The 13,704-nt window shown below is 72.1% G+C and carries 13 protein-coding genes and 1 pseudogene; 7 read left to right on the top strand and 7 right to left on the bottom strand.

Annotation, left to right across the window (positions count from 1 at the left end; translation table 11 throughout):
* Positions 1-48 precede the first annotated feature (48 nt).
* The 3 genes and pseudogenes from ACFVYS_RS09225 to ACFVYS_RS09215 all read right to left on the bottom strand — a co-directional run bounded on the left by ACFVYS_RS09225 (position 49) and on the right by ACFVYS_RS09215 (position 2,088).
* Complete coding sequence (locus ACFVYS_RS09225; RefSeq protein WP_389500272.1) at positions 49-699, bottom strand: Uma2 family endonuclease; 651 nt, start codon at positions 697-699, stop codon at positions 49-51.
* 89 nt (positions 700-788) lie between these two features.
* Positions 789-1,616, bottom strand: coding sequence for a hypothetical protein (locus ACFVYS_RS09220; RefSeq protein ID WP_389500271.1), 828 nt, complete (start codon positions 1,614-1,616; stop codon positions 789-791).
* A 276-nt stretch (positions 1,617-1,892) separates the two neighbouring features.
* Positions 1,893-2,088: pseudogene (locus ACFVYS_RS09215) on the bottom strand (DUF397 domain-containing protein).
* Here ACFVYS_RS09215 and ACFVYS_RS09210 point away from each other — a divergent pair.
* Together ACFVYS_RS09210 and ACFVYS_RS09205 are read left to right on the top strand one after the other, a co-directional pair.
* The gene (locus ACFVYS_RS09210) at positions 2,087-2,305 is read left to right on the top strand and encodes a hypothetical protein (protein ID WP_389500269.1); all 219 of its coding nucleotides are present in this window, start codon (positions 2,087-2,089) and stop codon (positions 2,303-2,305) included. The pseudogene ACFVYS_RS09215 and the gene ACFVYS_RS09210 overlap by 2 nt on opposite strands.
* A gap of 47 nt (positions 2,306-2,352) precedes the next feature.
* Positions 2,353-2,529: a hypothetical protein gene (locus tag ACFVYS_RS09205; protein ID WP_389500267.1), complete on the top strand. Its 177-nt coding sequence runs from the start codon at positions 2,353-2,355 to the stop codon at positions 2,527-2,529.
* Here the strand turns inward: ACFVYS_RS09205 and ACFVYS_RS09200 are convergent.
* On the bottom strand, positions 2,514-3,194 hold the full coding sequence (locus ACFVYS_RS09200) for a class I SAM-dependent methyltransferase (protein WP_389500265.1): 681 nt from the start codon (positions 3,192-3,194) through the stop codon (positions 2,514-2,516). The genes ACFVYS_RS09205 and ACFVYS_RS09200 overlap by 16 nt on opposite strands.
* 181 nt (positions 3,195-3,375) lie before the next feature.
* Between ACFVYS_RS09200 and ACFVYS_RS09195 the strand changes: the two genes are divergently transcribed.
* The 4 genes from ACFVYS_RS09195 (at position 3,376) to ACFVYS_RS09180 (ending at position 8,821) form a co-directional block, all read left to right on the top strand.
* A complete protein-coding gene (locus tag ACFVYS_RS09195) occupies positions 3,376-4,503 on the top strand; it encodes an NADH:flavin oxidoreductase (protein WP_389500264.1) in 1,128 nt (375 codons plus the stop codon).
* Between the two features lie 43 nt (positions 4,504-4,546).
* Positions 4,547-5,401, top strand: coding sequence for a metallophosphoesterase family protein (locus tag ACFVYS_RS09190; RefSeq protein ID WP_389500262.1), 855 nt, complete (start codon positions 4,547-4,549; stop codon positions 5,399-5,401).
* Positions 5,402-5,640: 239 nt separating this feature from the next.
* The gene (locus tag ACFVYS_RS09185; RefSeq protein WP_389500260.1) at positions 5,641-7,131 is read left to right on the top strand and encodes an MFS transporter; all 1,491 of its coding nucleotides are present in this window, start codon (positions 5,641-5,643) and stop codon (positions 7,129-7,131) included.
* 115 nt (positions 7,132-7,246) lie between these two features.
* Positions 7,247-8,821: a carboxylesterase/lipase family protein gene (locus ACFVYS_RS09180; RefSeq protein WP_389500258.1), complete on the top strand. Its 1,575-nt coding sequence runs from the start codon at positions 7,247-7,249 to the stop codon at positions 8,819-8,821.
* Between the two features lie 228 nt (positions 8,822-9,049).
* Here ACFVYS_RS09180 and ACFVYS_RS09175 read toward each other — a convergent pair whose 3' ends face one another.
* Positions 9,050-9,625, bottom strand: coding sequence for a hypothetical protein (locus ACFVYS_RS09175; RefSeq protein ID WP_389500257.1), 576 nt, complete (start codon positions 9,623-9,625; stop codon positions 9,050-9,052).
* A 178-nt stretch (positions 9,626-9,803) separates the two neighbouring features.
* On the opposite strand from ACFVYS_RS09175, the gene ACFVYS_RS09170 reads away from it, so the two are divergent.
* Entirely contained in the window at positions 9,804-11,318 is a 1,515-nt protein-coding gene (locus tag ACFVYS_RS09170; RefSeq protein ID WP_389500340.1) for a subtype B tannase, read from the top strand.
* Here ACFVYS_RS09170 and ACFVYS_RS09165 read toward each other — a convergent pair.
* Positions 11,251-12,714, bottom strand: coding sequence for a PTS transporter subunit EIIC (locus ACFVYS_RS09165; RefSeq protein WP_389500255.1), 1,464 nt, complete (start codon positions 12,712-12,714; stop codon positions 11,251-11,253). The two genes, ACFVYS_RS09170 and ACFVYS_RS09165, sit on opposite strands and share 68 nt — an antisense overlap.
* A 16-nt stretch (positions 12,715-12,730) precedes the next feature.
* Positions 12,731-13,666 carry an N-acetylmuramic acid 6-phosphate etherase gene (gene murQ, locus ACFVYS_RS09160; RefSeq protein ID WP_389500253.1) on the bottom strand — a complete coding sequence of 312 codons (936 nt, stop codon included), beginning with the start codon at positions 13,664-13,666 and terminating at the stop codon, positions 12,731-12,733.
* Positions 13,667-13,704: the final 38 nt, after the last annotated feature.

Here is a 13,704-nt window from a genome sequence, read left to right as displayed (position 1 = left end):
ACCGAGGGCGGTACTTCCCGGAAACGGGGGGTGCCGCCTTCGGGCGTTTCAGTCGGCGTAGTTCTTGAGCGCTTCGGTGTCGAGAGTGATGCTCACCGGGGGCGGGAGTGGCACTGTGGCGCCCCAAAGGTAGGACGGGGACTGCTGGTAGCGGCCGTCTTTGGGCTCGCTGTACACGACGACCGTGTTGTTGTCGCGGTCGATGAGGAGGTAGACGGGGATGTCGGCTTCCGCGTAACCGACGGGCTTGTCCTTACGGTCGCGCTGGTCGGTGTCACGGTCGTGAGAGGTGATTTCCACGGCCATGAGGGCGCCGTCGGTTTCGGACCACTCGCCGTGACCCCTGAAGTGGTCCACCGGGGCGAGGAACCCGTCCGCCCGGGCGCGTCCCTTGCGGTAGGCCTCGGCTTTGACGCCCCGCTCGGGCATGAGGTTCAGCTCGGGGCGTTGTTGCATGCACTGACGCAGCAGCCACATGAAGATCTCGCCGTGGTTGCCGTCCGGCATGGCCTTTACCACTACCTTCCCGTTGATGTACTCAAGCCGCACGGTTTCGGGCGCGGCCTCGGCCAGCTCCTCGAATTCGTCGACGTCGAGCGGCCCGTGCCGGATGCACAGCCTCCCGCCGAGGAACTCCAGCCGGTTCCGTAGCTCCCTCGGAGCCTTGTCGACGAGTTCCTCGAAGTCCTCGACGGACATCTGCGGGCGTTCAGCGGTGTCAGGGGTCATGGCGTCGCCTCCTTCCTTCCATCGTGCCCCGGTGTGGTCTCGTCGGACCGTGGGAGCTGTCATACGGGTGTCCTTTCCTGTTGCTGCAGAGACATCGCCGCACGGATCTTTGTCGCGTGGGCGTGGATGGCCGCAGCGGGCAGGGGCGCATTGGCGTGGGCGTGGGCGCGTGCACCCCGGCAGCCGCTGCATACGCCCCCCGGCAGCGCTTCGGGGCGGCCCGGGACACGACACTCCGCGCACTCCAGCATCCGGCGGGGCGGGCGTGGGGCGGGCGGCTCCGGTGGGAGTTTGTCCGTCAGGCGGCGGCGGAGCAGGGCTGCGGGGCTGTGGACCGGGGTCGGCAGGCCGGCGGTGAGAGCGGAGAGGAGCGTGTCTTCGGTGGCCCCGCGTGCGAACCACTCCTCCACCATCGGGGCGAGCTGCGCGCAGTCGGCTGCGGAGAGGGAGAGGGCGGGTGCCGTGCGGCCGAGGGCGGCGAGCAGGATGTGGGCGCGGGAGCGGGTGGCGGGCCGGGTTCGTTCGGGGTCCGGCGCGTCTTCCGGTACGTCACCTCGTGTGAAGGTCACCCACCAGCGGTCGTCGCGCGCGGTACGGGTGAACCACGTTCGGGTGATCCAGCGGGACTCGCCCGAAGCGGTCGCCATGCGTTCCCGGCCCCGCCTCAAGTGCCCGGCCTGCTGGATGCGGTTGAGGGCGGTGCGGAGGGCGCACTGTCCGTACGGGAGCTGCTTGGCCAGCGTCTTCACGGAGATGTCGGTGCCGTCGGGGAGACGGTCGAGGTACGCGGCGATGGCCGCCTCGCGGGGCGGGAGGTGCGCGAAGTCGTGATTGGTGCGGCGGAGTTGGCCCGGTGCGGAGCGTTTTCCGTAACCCGGATTGGCCATCGGGTGCGGGGATACGTGCGCAGGCGGGGAGGCGGCACTAAGCTTGGCGTCAGCCACGGATCGACTGCTTTCGATCTTGTAGGTCAAGCCCCCGCAGGTGTTGGCGCACCTGGCGGGGGCTGTTTCGTTATGCGCACGCTAGAGCGTGGTGACCTTCCGTGGCAAGTCGGTCGCTCCGCGTCAACTCACCGGGTGGGAGGGTGGGTTGAGACCCCTGACCCGTTCCTTGCAAAGAGGGCTCGGCGCTGGGCGTTTGAGCTTCGGGGCGGGTGCGGATCAGTCCACCTTGAGGTTCTCCACGAACGCGGACCACGCCTCGGCCCGGAACACGAGCTTCGGGCCGAGGGGGGCCTTGGAGTCACGGACGGGGACGAGGGTGGGGTGGCCGGGGGCGACCTCCAGGCAGTCGCCGCCGTCACCGGCTGTAGCTGGACTTGCGCCAGGTCATTCCGTACTCAGGGCTGTGTTCCATGTTCGTAATCCCGCGCCACCGATTCGACGAGGGCCAACGAATCCTGAGGCGAAAGCGCTGCTGCCTGGAGGAGGCGATCATCCTGCCGTCGCTGCGGATCGACCCGGTCTCGGGCGCGCACGGTGACCCGCACGCCTTGGTGGACCTGGGTCGTTGCAACCTGGGCGTGGCCTCGCGGCTGGCCGCGGCGCTGCGAGGGGCGGGGGCCGGCGAGTGAGCGGGGAGTACGTCCTGGATGCGCGGAGCGGGTGGATCGGGGAGCTCATGGAACGGCTGGGAGGCCGGGTGGTGCTGCGGCCGGTGGGTGGCGGGCGGGAGTGGGACTGTCTGCCGGAGGACGTGGAAGAGGCGGCGCCCGCCGAGGTGCTGCGGGAGCGGGTGCGCCGGTTGAACCGTGACACCCGCTTCCGTGAGGCGGCCGTCGGTCAGGACGCGGTGTAGTAGGAGGCGACCGCGGGCTGGCCCGTGTAGTTGGGGCCGGCGGACGGGTCCGCGCCGAGGTAGTGGAAGGGGAGGTCTACGGGGCGGCCGCCGTGGAGGGTGAGGCGGTGGTGACGGGGGCTGTACTCGTAGCCTGCCGCGCGCAGGGCCGACACCGCCGGCTTCGCGGCCGTCGTTCCGTCGGCGTGGCGTATCGACTCCGGGTCGAAGTGCGCGGCCAGCAGGCCGTCCTCGGTCAGCCAGGACGCGGCGCGGGCGAGCAGGCCGAGCTGGTCGCCGACGTAGTGCAGGCCGTGGACGCAGGTGATGAGGTCGTAGGTCCGGGCCGGGGTCCAGGAGGAGACGGAGGCGACCGTCTCCTCCAGGGCGGGCGGGGCCGGCCGCGGGGCGAGCGGGCCCACCAGGTCGACGGCGGTGAGGACCGCCTCGGCGGGCAGGCCGGACGCGGCTTCGCGCAGGGCGCGGCCCTCGCCGCTGCACAGGTCCAGCCAGGAGGGTGCGGGACGGTGCGTCAGGTGGGCCAGGAGGTCGACGCCCAGTTCGCGGGCGTAGCTGTTCACGCCGGTGAGGCCGCGCTCGCGGTTCATGGTGTTGTTGGCGACCACGGAGGACCGTTCCAGCTCGGGGGAGGAGAGCAGGGAGGGGAGCGGCGGGGGCTTGGGCATGGCGTCATTCTCGCGGCCGGGACGGGCGGCAGGGAGGTGCGGCCCGGGGCGCGTGGCCGGGATCACAGGGGCTGTCTCCCGGGCCTCGGAATGGCGCGGGGGGGCCGAAGGGTTTGAGTGGGAGAGGCACTCAATGCATGTGCACATACCCACCGGTCCATCGTCCCGAGGAGCCCCCCACGTGAGCATCACCCCGCCCGCCGCCACGCGCGCCGCCGAGATTCTCGCCCGCCCGGTGTCCATCAACGGACTCACCGTCCCGAACCGCATCGCCATGGCGCCGATGACGCGCATGTTCTCCCCGGACGGCGTTCCCGGCGAGGACGTCGTGTCGTACTACGGCCGTCGGGCCGCCGCCGGTGTGGGCCTCATCGTCACCGAGGGGACGTACGTCGGCCACGAGTCCGCCGGGCAGAGCGACCGGGTACCCCGGTTCCACGGCGCGGAGCAGCTCGCGGGCTGGGCGAAGGTCGCGGAGGCCGTGCACGCGGGCGGCGGGACGATCGTGCCGCAGCTGTGGCACATCGGGATGGTGCGCAACCAGGGTGAGCCGCCGTTCGCGGACGCGCCCGCCGTCGGCCCCTCCGGTATCCGGGTCGACGGTACCGAGGGCACCGGCAAGGCGATGACCCAGCGCGACCTGGACGACGTCATCGGCGCGTTCGCCGAGGCCGCGGCCGCCGCCGAGCGCATCGGCTTCGACGGCGTGGAGATCCACGGCGCCCACGGATACCTCGTGGACCAGTTCCTGTGGGCCGGCACCAACCGCCGCACCGACTCCTACGGTGGCGACGCCGTGGCCCGTGCGAAGTTCGCCGCCGAGGTCGTGGCCGCCGTGCGTGAGACCGTCTCGGCCGAGTTCCCGATCATCTTCCGCTACTCGCAGTGGAAGCAGGAGGCGTACGACGCGCGACTGGCCGAGACGCCGGAGGAGCTGGAGGCCATCCTCGCCCCGCTCGCCGCCGCCGGTGTCGACGCCTTCCACGCCTCCACCCGCCGCTACTGGCTCCCGGAGTTCGACGGCTCGGACCTCAACCTCGCGGGCTGGACGAAGAAGCTCACCGGCAAGCCCACCATCACGGTCGGCTCGGTCGGACTCGACGGCGACTTCATCAAGGGCTTCGCGGGCGAGGGCTCCCCGGTCAAGGGCATCGACGACCTCCTCGACCGGCTGGAGCGCGACGAGTTCGACATGGTGGCCGTCGGTCGTGCGCTGCTCCAGGACCCGGAGTGGGCGGCCAAGGTGCTCGACGGCCGTCTCGACGAGCTGAAGCCGTACGACGCCGCCGCGCTGCGCACCCTCAGCTGAGCGACACCTCGCCGAGCGTCAACGCGCGGGTATGGTCCGGGAGATGAGAATCCTTCATCTCTCGGACACCCATATCGGCCGCGTCGACGGGCCCGACGGCCGTCGAGTCGACGCCGCCGACTCCCTCCGGCTCCTGCTCGGCGAACTCCGCCGGCTGCGGGACGTGGACGCGGTCGTCGTCACCGGCGACCTCGCCGACGACGGCTCGGTCGAGGCGTACACGACCGTGCGGGAGCTGATCGGCGGCTTCGCGCGCTCGCTCGGCGCGCCCGTCTTCTACACCACCGGCAACCACGACGAGCGGTCCGCCTTCACGAAGGTGCTGGGCAGTGGCCATCCGGACGCGGTCCTCGGCTTCCCCGGCGCCGAGCGGGCCGCCGTCAGCACGGTGGGCGGGTGGCGGCTCGTCACCCTCGACTCCCTGGTTCCGGGGGAGGTGTACGGCCGGCTCGGCGCGGGCCAACTGGACTGGCTGCGGGACGTGTTGACCACGCCGGCCGAGCAGGGCACCGTCGTCGCCTTCCATCACCCCCCGATCAGCCTCGACATCTCGGCGACCCAGCGGGTCTTCGGGCTGCGCGAACCCGAGGGGCTGGCGGAGGTCATCCGGGGGAGTGACGTCCGCGTGCTGCTCACCGGGCACTTCCATCTCCAGCTCTTCGGGCTGCTGGCCGGCGTGCCGGTGTGGGTGACGCCCGGGGTCGTCAACCGCATCGACCTGACCACCGCGCCCGGCACCGAACGGGCGGTGCGTGGGGCGTCAGCGTCCCTGGTGGAGCTGGGCGGGGCGACGGGGCCGATGTTCCACACCCTGCACGCACGGGATCCGCGTGCCCACGAGACGGTCTACGAGCTGGACGAGGAGCGGACCCGGGAGATCATCGCGCGACACGGCTGAGCTTGGGGAGTTTCTCTCGGTCCGGCCTCCAGCGGCCTCCAGCGACCTCCTGCGACCTCCCGTCGGCGCCCTCGGTCTCTCGGCGGCCCCCCTCGGGCTCCGTCAGGCCGGCGTCTGGCCTCGGCTTTCTCTCTGGGTGGCGTGAGTACGGGAAATTTAGCTTGCTTAACTCAATCAATCTATATAAGCTTGCTTGAGTCAAGCAGTTCATCCCTCGCGCATTCGACGGAGGCCCTGTCATGTCCGACGCCCTTGCCCGACCCGCTGCGGCGGGAGCATCCGCCCCACCGAGGTCGAACGCCGTGGTGGCGGTGCTGGCCCTGGCCGGGATCGTCGTCTCGCTGATGCAGACGCTGGTCATCCCGATCGTCCCCGAGCTGCCCAAGCTGCTGGACGCGCCCGCCTCCGACACCGCCTGGGCGGTCACCGCCACGCTGCTCGCCGCCGCCGTCGCCACCCCGGTCGTGGGACGCCTCGGCGACATGGTCGGCAAGCGGCGCATGCTGCTCACCAGCATCGTGCTGCTGGTGACCGGCTCGGTGGTCTGCGCCCTCGCCGACTCGCTCGTCCCGATGATCGTCGGCCGTGCGCTCCAGGGCCTGTCGGCCGCCGTGGTGCCGCTGGGCATCAGCATCCTGCGGGACACGGTGTCCGCCGAGAAGCTCGCCGGTTCGACGGCGGTGATGAGCGCCTCCCTCGGTGTCGGCGGCGCGCTCGGTCTGCCCACCGCCGCGTTCATCGCGGACAACTGGGACTGGCACATCCTCTTCTGGACCTCCGCCGCCCTCGGCGTCGTCTCCTTCCTGCTCGTGCTGCTCTTCGTCCCGGAATCGCAGAACCGCGTCGGCGGCCGCTTCGACCTCGTCGGCTCGCTCGGTCTCTCGGCCGGTCTGGTCTCGCTGCTGCTGGCCGTGTCCAAGGGCGCCGACTGGGGCTGGACCTCCGGTACGACACTGGGCCTGGGTGCCGCTGCCGTCCTGATCCTGGCCGCCTGGGGCGGGTGGGAACTCAAGGCGAAGCAGCCGCTGGTCGACCTGCGGACCACCGCCAAGCCGCAGGTGCTCTTCACCAACCTCGCCTCGATCGCCCTCGGCTTCTCGATGTTCGCGATGTCCCTGGTCCTGCCCCAGCTGCTCCAGCTGCCCGAGCAGACCGGCTACGGCCTGGGCAGGTCGATGCTGACCGTCGGTCTGGTGCTGGCCCCGCAGGGGCTGGTCATGATGGTCATGTCCGCCGTGTCCGCCAAGATCACCAAGGCCAGGGGTCCCAAGGTCACCCTGATGATCGGCGCGCTGATCGTCGCCTCCGGCTACGGCCTGAACATCCTGCTCATGTCCGAGGTCTGGCACCTGATCCTGGTGTCCTGCATCATCGGCGCCGGTATCGGCTTCACCTACGGCGCGCTCCCGGCCCTGATCATGGGCGCCGTGGACCCCTCCCAGACGGGTGCGGCCAACAGCCTCAACACCTTGATGCGGTCCCTGGGCACCAGCTTCGCCAGCGCCATCGCCGGGGTGATCCTCGCTCAGATGACCACCGACTTCGGTGGCTACGCCCTTCCCTCGGAGAACGGCTTCAAGGTCGTCATGGCCATCGGAGCCGGCGCGGCCCTGGCCGCCTTCCTGCTCGCCACCTTCATCCCGAAGCGCAAGGCCCCGGCCGGGCTCTCGGTGGTGGAGGACGCGGCAGGCACGGGGGGCGCCGAGGAGGCCGCCCAGGTCAAGGCGTGAGCGTCAACTGACGTGCCGGAGGCGGCCGTCACCCACACGAGGGGTGACGGCCGCCTTCGGCACTTTCGCCGATCACCGTCCGTTCCACGAGCAGCCGCCATTTCAGGAGCGATCAATGACGACACCCGACGCCACCGACACCACCGACCGGCTCGTCGCCCGCACCACCGCCGGCGCCGTACGAGGTCGCCGCGAGGAGGACCTGACGGTCTTCCGGGGCATTCCCTTCGCCGCGCCGCCGGTCGGCGAGGCCCGCTTCCAGGCCCCGCGCCCGCCCCGCCCGTGGGACGGGATACGGGACGCTTACGCCTTCGGCCCGCCGCCCCCGCAGGAGGCCGGCATCCAGGGCCGGGCGGGGATCCTGGACGCCCCGAGCGGCGACGACTGGCTGACGGTCAACGTCTGGACCCCGGACACCGAGCCGGACCCGTCGGCCGCCCGGCCGGTGATGGTGTGGATCTACGGCGGCGCCTACAAGCTCGGTCACTCCGGCAGCCCCGGCTACGACGCGCAGCACCTCGCCCGCGCCGGTGACCTGGTCATCGTCACTTTCAACTACCGCGTCGGGATAGAGGGGTTCGCGCGGATCGAGGGTGCGCCCGCCAACCGGGGGCTGCTGGACCAGGTGGCCGCGCTGGAGTGGGTGCGGGACAACATCACGGCGTTCGGCGGCGACCCCGGCCGGGTGACCGTCTTCGGCGAGTCGGCGGGCGCCGGTTCGGTGGCCGCGCTGCTGGCCATGCCGAGCGCCCGGGGCCTGTTCGGGCGGGCCATCGCGCAGAGCGTGCCCGGCACCTACTTCTCCGACGAACTCGCCCGCGACCTCGCGAGCGCGATCGCCGCGGAGGCGGGCCTGCGTCCGACGGCCGCCGACCTGGGCACGGTGGACCCGCGCACGCTGACCGAGGCCGGTGCGGCGCTGGGCGCGAAGATGGCCCAGCGGGTGGACCGGTGGGGGCAGGTCGCGCCCACGGTGACCCCGTTCTCTCCGGTGGTCGACGGCGAGATCCTGCCGACGACCCCCTGGCAGGCGCTGGCGGCGGGCGCCGCTCGGGACGTCGAGCTGATCGTCGGACACAACGCGCAGGAGTTCCGGCTGTTCCTCGTCCTGGGCGGCCTGCTGGGCAAGGTGACCGAGGAACAGGCGACGGCCGTGCTGCGGCTGTTCGCCCCGGGCGGGGGAGCGGAGGGTGAACAGGCCTACCGGTCGGCCTTCCCGGACGCGGACGCGGGCGAGCTGTACGAGAGGGTGCAGTCGGACTGGCTGTTCCACATACCCTCCCTGCGGCTGGCCGAGGCGCAGGTGGCGGGCGGTGGCCGGGCCCATGTCTACGAGCTGGCCTGGCCGGCCCCGGGAGCCGGCGGCACCCTGGGCGCGTGCCACGGCCTGGACATCCCGCTGCTGTTCGGCACCTACACGGCGGATCTCGGAAACCTGCTGTTCGCGGGGGTGGAGGTGACGGACGAGGCCCGGGCCCTGACGGCGGAGTTCCAGCGGTCGTGGACGTCCTTCGCCCGGACGGGAGACCCGGGCTGGCCCGCCTACGACCCGGAGCGGCGGCTGGTACAGGTGCTGGACGCGGAGCCGGAGGTGCGCCCGTACCCGGAGGAGACCTCCCGCCGGCTGTGGGAGGGCCACGGCTTCCCGCCGCTGCCGCTCCTCGCCGGAGGCGTCGGGGACAGGCCCTAGGAATCTCGAAGGGGCTTCCGACGGCCTGGGCGGTCCCGGGGTTGCCGGGGGTCCTGGCGGTCTCGGCGGCCCCGGGATCCTGGCGGTCCCGCCGGCCCTGGCGCCCTTGCGGCCCTGGCGGTCCCGCCGGCCCTGGCGGGCGGCCCCGGCGGGCCCGCCCGCCCCGGCGCACCAGCGCCCCTGGAGGTCGTAGTGGTCCTGGAGGTCCTGGAGGCCTTGAAGGTAGGTCTAGAGGTTGCCGAGGGGTTCGATGTCGACCTTCACGGGGGTGCCCCAGATGCGCAGCACCTCGTAGTCGGTGAACTCGTGCACCAGGCGGTAGGCCATCGCGGGCCGGGATCCGCAGCGCAGGGCGGCGATGTAGAGCTCGGCCTCGCGGCGGTCCCTGCGTGGTGTCCCGCAGAGCTGCCACTCCTGGCCGGTCCACAGCTCCGCCAGCCAGCGCTGCTGGGGCTGCGGGCGGTCGGCGCGGGTGCCGTAACGGGAGGTGGAGGGGGTGGGGGCACTGTAGGGGGCCTGCGGGGCGGGGCCGTTGAACTCGGCGCGGCGGGCCGCCCGGCGGCGGGTCTCGCAGAGCAGGCACAGGTCGGGGGCCGCCTCGTCGACCGGGCCGTGCGGGTGCTCGGCGCAGCGGGTGGTGGGCGTGGCGCCGACGACGCTGTCGTCCAGCAGGTCCAGGGCACGCCGCAGATCGGCCTTGACCTCGTGCAGCCGGGTGTCCGGGGTGTCGCCGGTGAGCGCTTCGCCGTGCTCGCCGAGGAGTCTCAGGGCACGGCCGAGCGCGGTGAGCTGGGCGTGGTTCATGGCTCCAGGGTAGGGCGGGCGCGGCGGGGGACGGCTCTCGGTCAATCTGTGCCGTGCAAGCTGTGATTGTTGACAATTTCGGTGACGATTATGGGGTGGGGGTGGTAGCAAGGGGCGACGGCAAGAACTGCCTACTCAAGAGACGGAAGTGAAGCGAGTGAAGCGCAGGACTGTGGTCATGGGGCTCACCGCGGCAGGGGCCGTGCCTGCCCTCGGGTTCGCCCCGGAGGCCGCCGCGGCCGGGCGGAGCGGGGCTTTCGGGGGTTCCGGGGCGGCGGCCGACGCCTCCCTGGTCTTCGACCCCACGGCCTACACCGAGCAGACCATCAGCATCAAGGACACCACCGGCACCGCGCACAGCGTGACCTACCGCTTCCACAAGGTCGCCAGTTATGTGGCCAAGCCGGTGGACGCGACCTACCAGTCCCTGAACGTCAGCGTCCCCGTGTCCATCGACGGCACCGCTGTGGACGCCTCCGACGCACCCATCCTCCTCGCCAACGCCGTAGGCGGTTACATGCCGTCCTCCGTCGCGAACGCCACCGGGATCAGCGCGTCCGGCATGGGCGGCGGCACCAGCCGGCAGGCGCTGGCGCTGGCCGCCGGGTACGTCGTCGTGGAGCCCGGCGCCCGCGGCCGTAGCCTCGTCGACGCGAACGGCACGTACTACGGCACCGCGCCCGCCGCGATCGTCGACCTCAAGGCGGCGGTGCGGTACCTGAAGTTCAACAAGGGCCGCGTCCCCGGCGACGTCGAGCGGATCGTGTCCTCCGGCGTCAGTGCCGGCGGAGCCCTCTCCGCGCTGCTCGGTGCCTCCGGCGACAGCCCGCTGTACCACTCCTACCTGGCGGAGATCGGCGCGGCGGACACCTCCGACGCCATCTTCGCCAGCGGCGACTGGTGCCCCATCACCGATCTGGAGCACGCGGACGCCGCCTACGAGTGGTGCTGGGGCGCCAACCCGCTCGCCTCCGGCGCGCAGGTCGACGCGACGATCTCCGCCGACCTGAAAGCGCAGTTCACGGACTACCTGGCGGCCCTGAGACTGCGCGCCAAGGGCTACGGCGCACTCACCGCCCGCAACCTGGACACCTATCTGCTGGAGACGTTCATCCAGCCCTCGGCCACCAAGTACCTGGCGGCCCTGACGGACACCGCCCGCGACACCTACCTCGCGGCGAACCCCTTCATCAGCTGGTCCGCGGGCAAGGCCACCTTCACCTGGGCGGACTTCCTCACCCACGTCGGAGCCCGCAAGAAGAACGCCCCCTCCTTCGACGGGTTCGACCTGTCCACGCCCGAGTGCAACCTGTTCGGCACCGGCACCACCAAGGCCCGCCACTTCACGCTCTACAGCCTCCGCCACGAGGCCGGCGACAGCGCCCGTCTGGACGCCGACCTCCCCGCCAAGCTGCACCTGATGAACCCGATGTACCACCTCGTCGACAAGGTCAACCCGCACCGCGCGAAGCACTGGTGGATACGCCTCGGCACGAAGGACAGCGACACCTCGCTGTCCGTGGCCGCCAACCTCGCCACCCGCCTGACCGCCCTCGGCGACGACGTCGACACGGCCTATTACTGGGACGCCGGCCACGGCGCCGACCTGGACCCCGGCGACTTCGTCAGCTGGATCGGCGAGGTGTCGGGCCACCAGGGCTTCCGCTCCCGCTCCGGCTCCCGCGGGAAGTAGCGCCGGACAGCACGCGGTCGGTGACGCGGTCGGTGACGCCGAAGGCGTAGGTCGCCGCGAAGCCGACCGCGTACCCCGTCAGCAGCCCGCCGGCGTAGACCGCCGCCGTCAGGCCCAGTCCCCGGTTGCCCGCCAGCAGGGGGAACAGGGCCCAGCCGGACGGGCCGATCGCCGTCGCCCCCACCTTGTCGCCGAGCATCGCGAAGAACCCGACGAAGGCGCCGCCGGCCGCCCCGCCCGCGCAGGCGGTGAGGAAGGGACGGCCCAGCGGCAGCGACACCCCGTAGATCAGGGGCTCCCCGACGCCCAGCAGCCCGGCCGGGAGCGCCGACCTGATCGTCGTCCGGATGGAGGTGTCGTGGCGCAGCCGGACGTACACCGCCACCGCCGCGCCGACCTGGCCCGCGCCCGCCATCGCCAGGACGGGCAGCAGAACCGTGTAGCCCTGCTGGTCGATGAGGGTGGTGTGGATGGGGATGAGGGCCTGGTGCAGGCCGAGCATCACCAGCGGCAGGAAGAGACCGCCGAGCACCAGACCCGCGAAGGCGCCCGTCGTCGCCAGCAGCCAGTTCGCCCCCGTGCCGATGGCCGAGGACACCACGCCGGCCGCGTACATCAGGCCGTACAGCGTGCCGAGCCCGGCGACGAGGACCGTCAGGGTCGGGGTGAGGAGCACGTCCAGCGCCTCCGGGACCCGGCCACGGCACCACTTCTCGACGCGGGTCGCGAGGAGCGCGGCCGCCAGCGCGCCGAGGACTCCGCCCTGGCCGGGGGCGAGGGTCACCCCGAACGCCGTCACCTTCGCGACCCCCGGGTAGACGACGATCGCCGCGACCGCACCGCCCAGGATCGGGGTGCCGCCGAACTCCTTCGCCGTGTTGTGGCCGACGAAGACGGCGATCAGCGCCATGAAGGCGGAGGCGACGGCGGCCAGGGCGGGGCTGAGGCCGGGCAGCCACCCGGTGTTGAGCAGCAGACCGTTGATCCCGGCGAGGATCCCGCAGCCGACGAGGGCGGGGATCAGAGGGACGAACACGGCGGCCAGCCGGCGCAGACCGGCCTTGAACGGAGTCGCGTTGCCCCTGCGCCGCACCTCCCGCAACTCGGCCCCGCGGGCGTCCAGTTCGTCGGCGGTGGACGGCCGGGCGAGCAGCTGCTCGAAGTCGGCCGTCACCCGGGTCACCACGCCCGGCCCGAGGACCACCTGGTACGAGCCGTCGTCCACGACGACCCCGAGCACCCCGGGCAGCGCCCGCAGTGCCTCCTCGTCCGCGCGGGACGGATCGGCGAGGCCCAGCCGCAGCCGGGTCATGCAGTGGGCGACGGACGTGACGTTGGCCGGGCCGCCCACCAGGGGCAGGATCGCGGCGGCTGTGGAGGAGGAGTCGATACGCACCCCCCGAGCGTGCGGCTCAGGCGCGCGCCGCACCGAGCGCGGCGCGCAGATGTCCCCCGGACTCCTCCAGAAGGCGGGCGGCCGCCGGCCCGTCCACCCCGGCCAGCAGGGCGAGGATCGCGTTCTTCACCTCGCCGTCGGTGGCCGCGAGGGCGGCCTCGATCTCCGGCTCGTCCGCCCCGGTCGCCAGCGCCACGATCCGCCGGGAACGGGCGCGCAGCTTCTCGTTCGAGGCACGGACGTCGACCATCAGGTTCCCGTACGTCTTGCCCAGCCGGATCATCGTGATCGTCGAGATCATGTTCAGGACCAGCTTCTGGGCCGTGCCCGCCTTCAGCCGGGTGGAGCCGGTGAGCAGCTCAGGACCCACGACCACCTCGATCCCGTGCTCGGCGGCGGCGGCCAGCGCGCTGTCCGGGTTGCAGGCCAGCCCGACGGTCAGGGCGCCCCGGGCCCGCGCGTACCGCACGGCGCCGACGGCGTACGGGGTGCGACCGGAGGCGGAGACGCCGATCACGGTGTCGTCGGGGGTGAGCGCGAGGGCGGCCAGATCCGCTTCGGCGAGCTCCTGGGAGTCCTCGGCGCCCTCGACGGAGGTGACCACGGCCGACGGGCCGCCCGCGATCAGTCCGACGACCTGGCCGGGCGCGGTGTTGAAGGTCGGCGGGCACTCGGAGGCGTCGAGGACTCCGAGCCGCCCGGCGGTACCGGCACCGGCGTAGACCAGCCGTCCGCCGCGTGCCATGCGTGCGGCGACCGCGTCGATGACGGCGGCGATCTGCGGGAGCCGCACACCGACGGCGGCGGGGACGTCGGAGTCCTCCTCGTTCATGAGGTGGGCGATGTCGAGGGTGGGGAGCCGGTCGATCTCGGCGAGATCGGGGCGGAACGCCTCGGTGGTGAGGGATTCGAGCGCGGCGCGCAGCTCACTGGGGTCGGGCTGGGAGGTCATCGGGGAGAGCTCTTTCCGGTGCGGGTCGGACAACGGTC

The organism is Streptomyces sp. NPDC058295 (assembly GCF_042880655.1).
GTDB classification, from domain to species: Bacteria; Actinomycetota; Actinomycetes; order Streptomycetales; family Streptomycetaceae; genus Streptomyces; species Streptomyces coriariae.
Note: the sequence above shows the minus strand (reverse complement) of the source record. Positions and strands in the feature narration are given on the sequence as shown.

Coding starts and splice junctions, on each gene's coding strand:
- ACFVYS_RS09225 (WP_389500272.1), bottom strand. CDS start 699: ATGTCCGTCGAGGACTTCGAGGAACTCGTCGACAAGGCTCCGAGGGAG.
- ACFVYS_RS09185 (WP_389500260.1), top strand. CDS start 5,641: ATGTCCGACGCCCTTGCCCGACCCGCTGCGGCGGGAGCATCCGCCCCA.
- ACFVYS_RS09190 (WP_389500262.1), top strand. CDS start 4,547: ATGAGAATCCTTCATCTCTCGGACACCCATATCGGCCGCGTCGACGGG.
- ACFVYS_RS09175 (WP_389500257.1), bottom strand. CDS start 9,625: ATGAACCACGCCCAGCTCACCGCGCTCGGCCGTGCCCTGAGACTCCTC.
- ACFVYS_RS09205 (WP_389500267.1), top strand. CDS start 2,353: ATGGAACGGCTGGGAGGCCGGGTGGTGCTGCGGCCGGTGGGTGGCGGG.
- ACFVYS_RS09220 (WP_389500271.1), bottom strand. CDS start 1,616: ATGGCCAATCCGGGTTACGGAAAACGCTCCGCACCGGGCCAACTCCGC.
- ACFVYS_RS09200 (WP_389500265.1), bottom strand. CDS start 3,194: ATGCCCAAGCCCCCGCCGCTCCCCTCCCTGCTCTCCTCCCCCGAGCTG.
- ACFVYS_RS09180 (WP_389500258.1), top strand. CDS start 7,247: ATGACGACACCCGACGCCACCGACACCACCGACCGGCTCGTCGCCCGC.
- murQ (WP_389500253.1), bottom strand. CDS start 13,666: ATGACCTCCCAGCCCGACCCCAGTGAGCTGCGCGCCGCGCTCGAATCC.
- ACFVYS_RS09210 (WP_389500269.1), top strand. CDS start 2,087: ATGTTCGTAATCCCGCGCCACCGATTCGACGAGGGCCAACGAATCCTG.
- ACFVYS_RS09170 (WP_389500340.1), top strand. CDS start 9,804: ATGGGGCTCACCGCGGCAGGGGCCGTGCCTGCCCTCGGGTTCGCCCCG.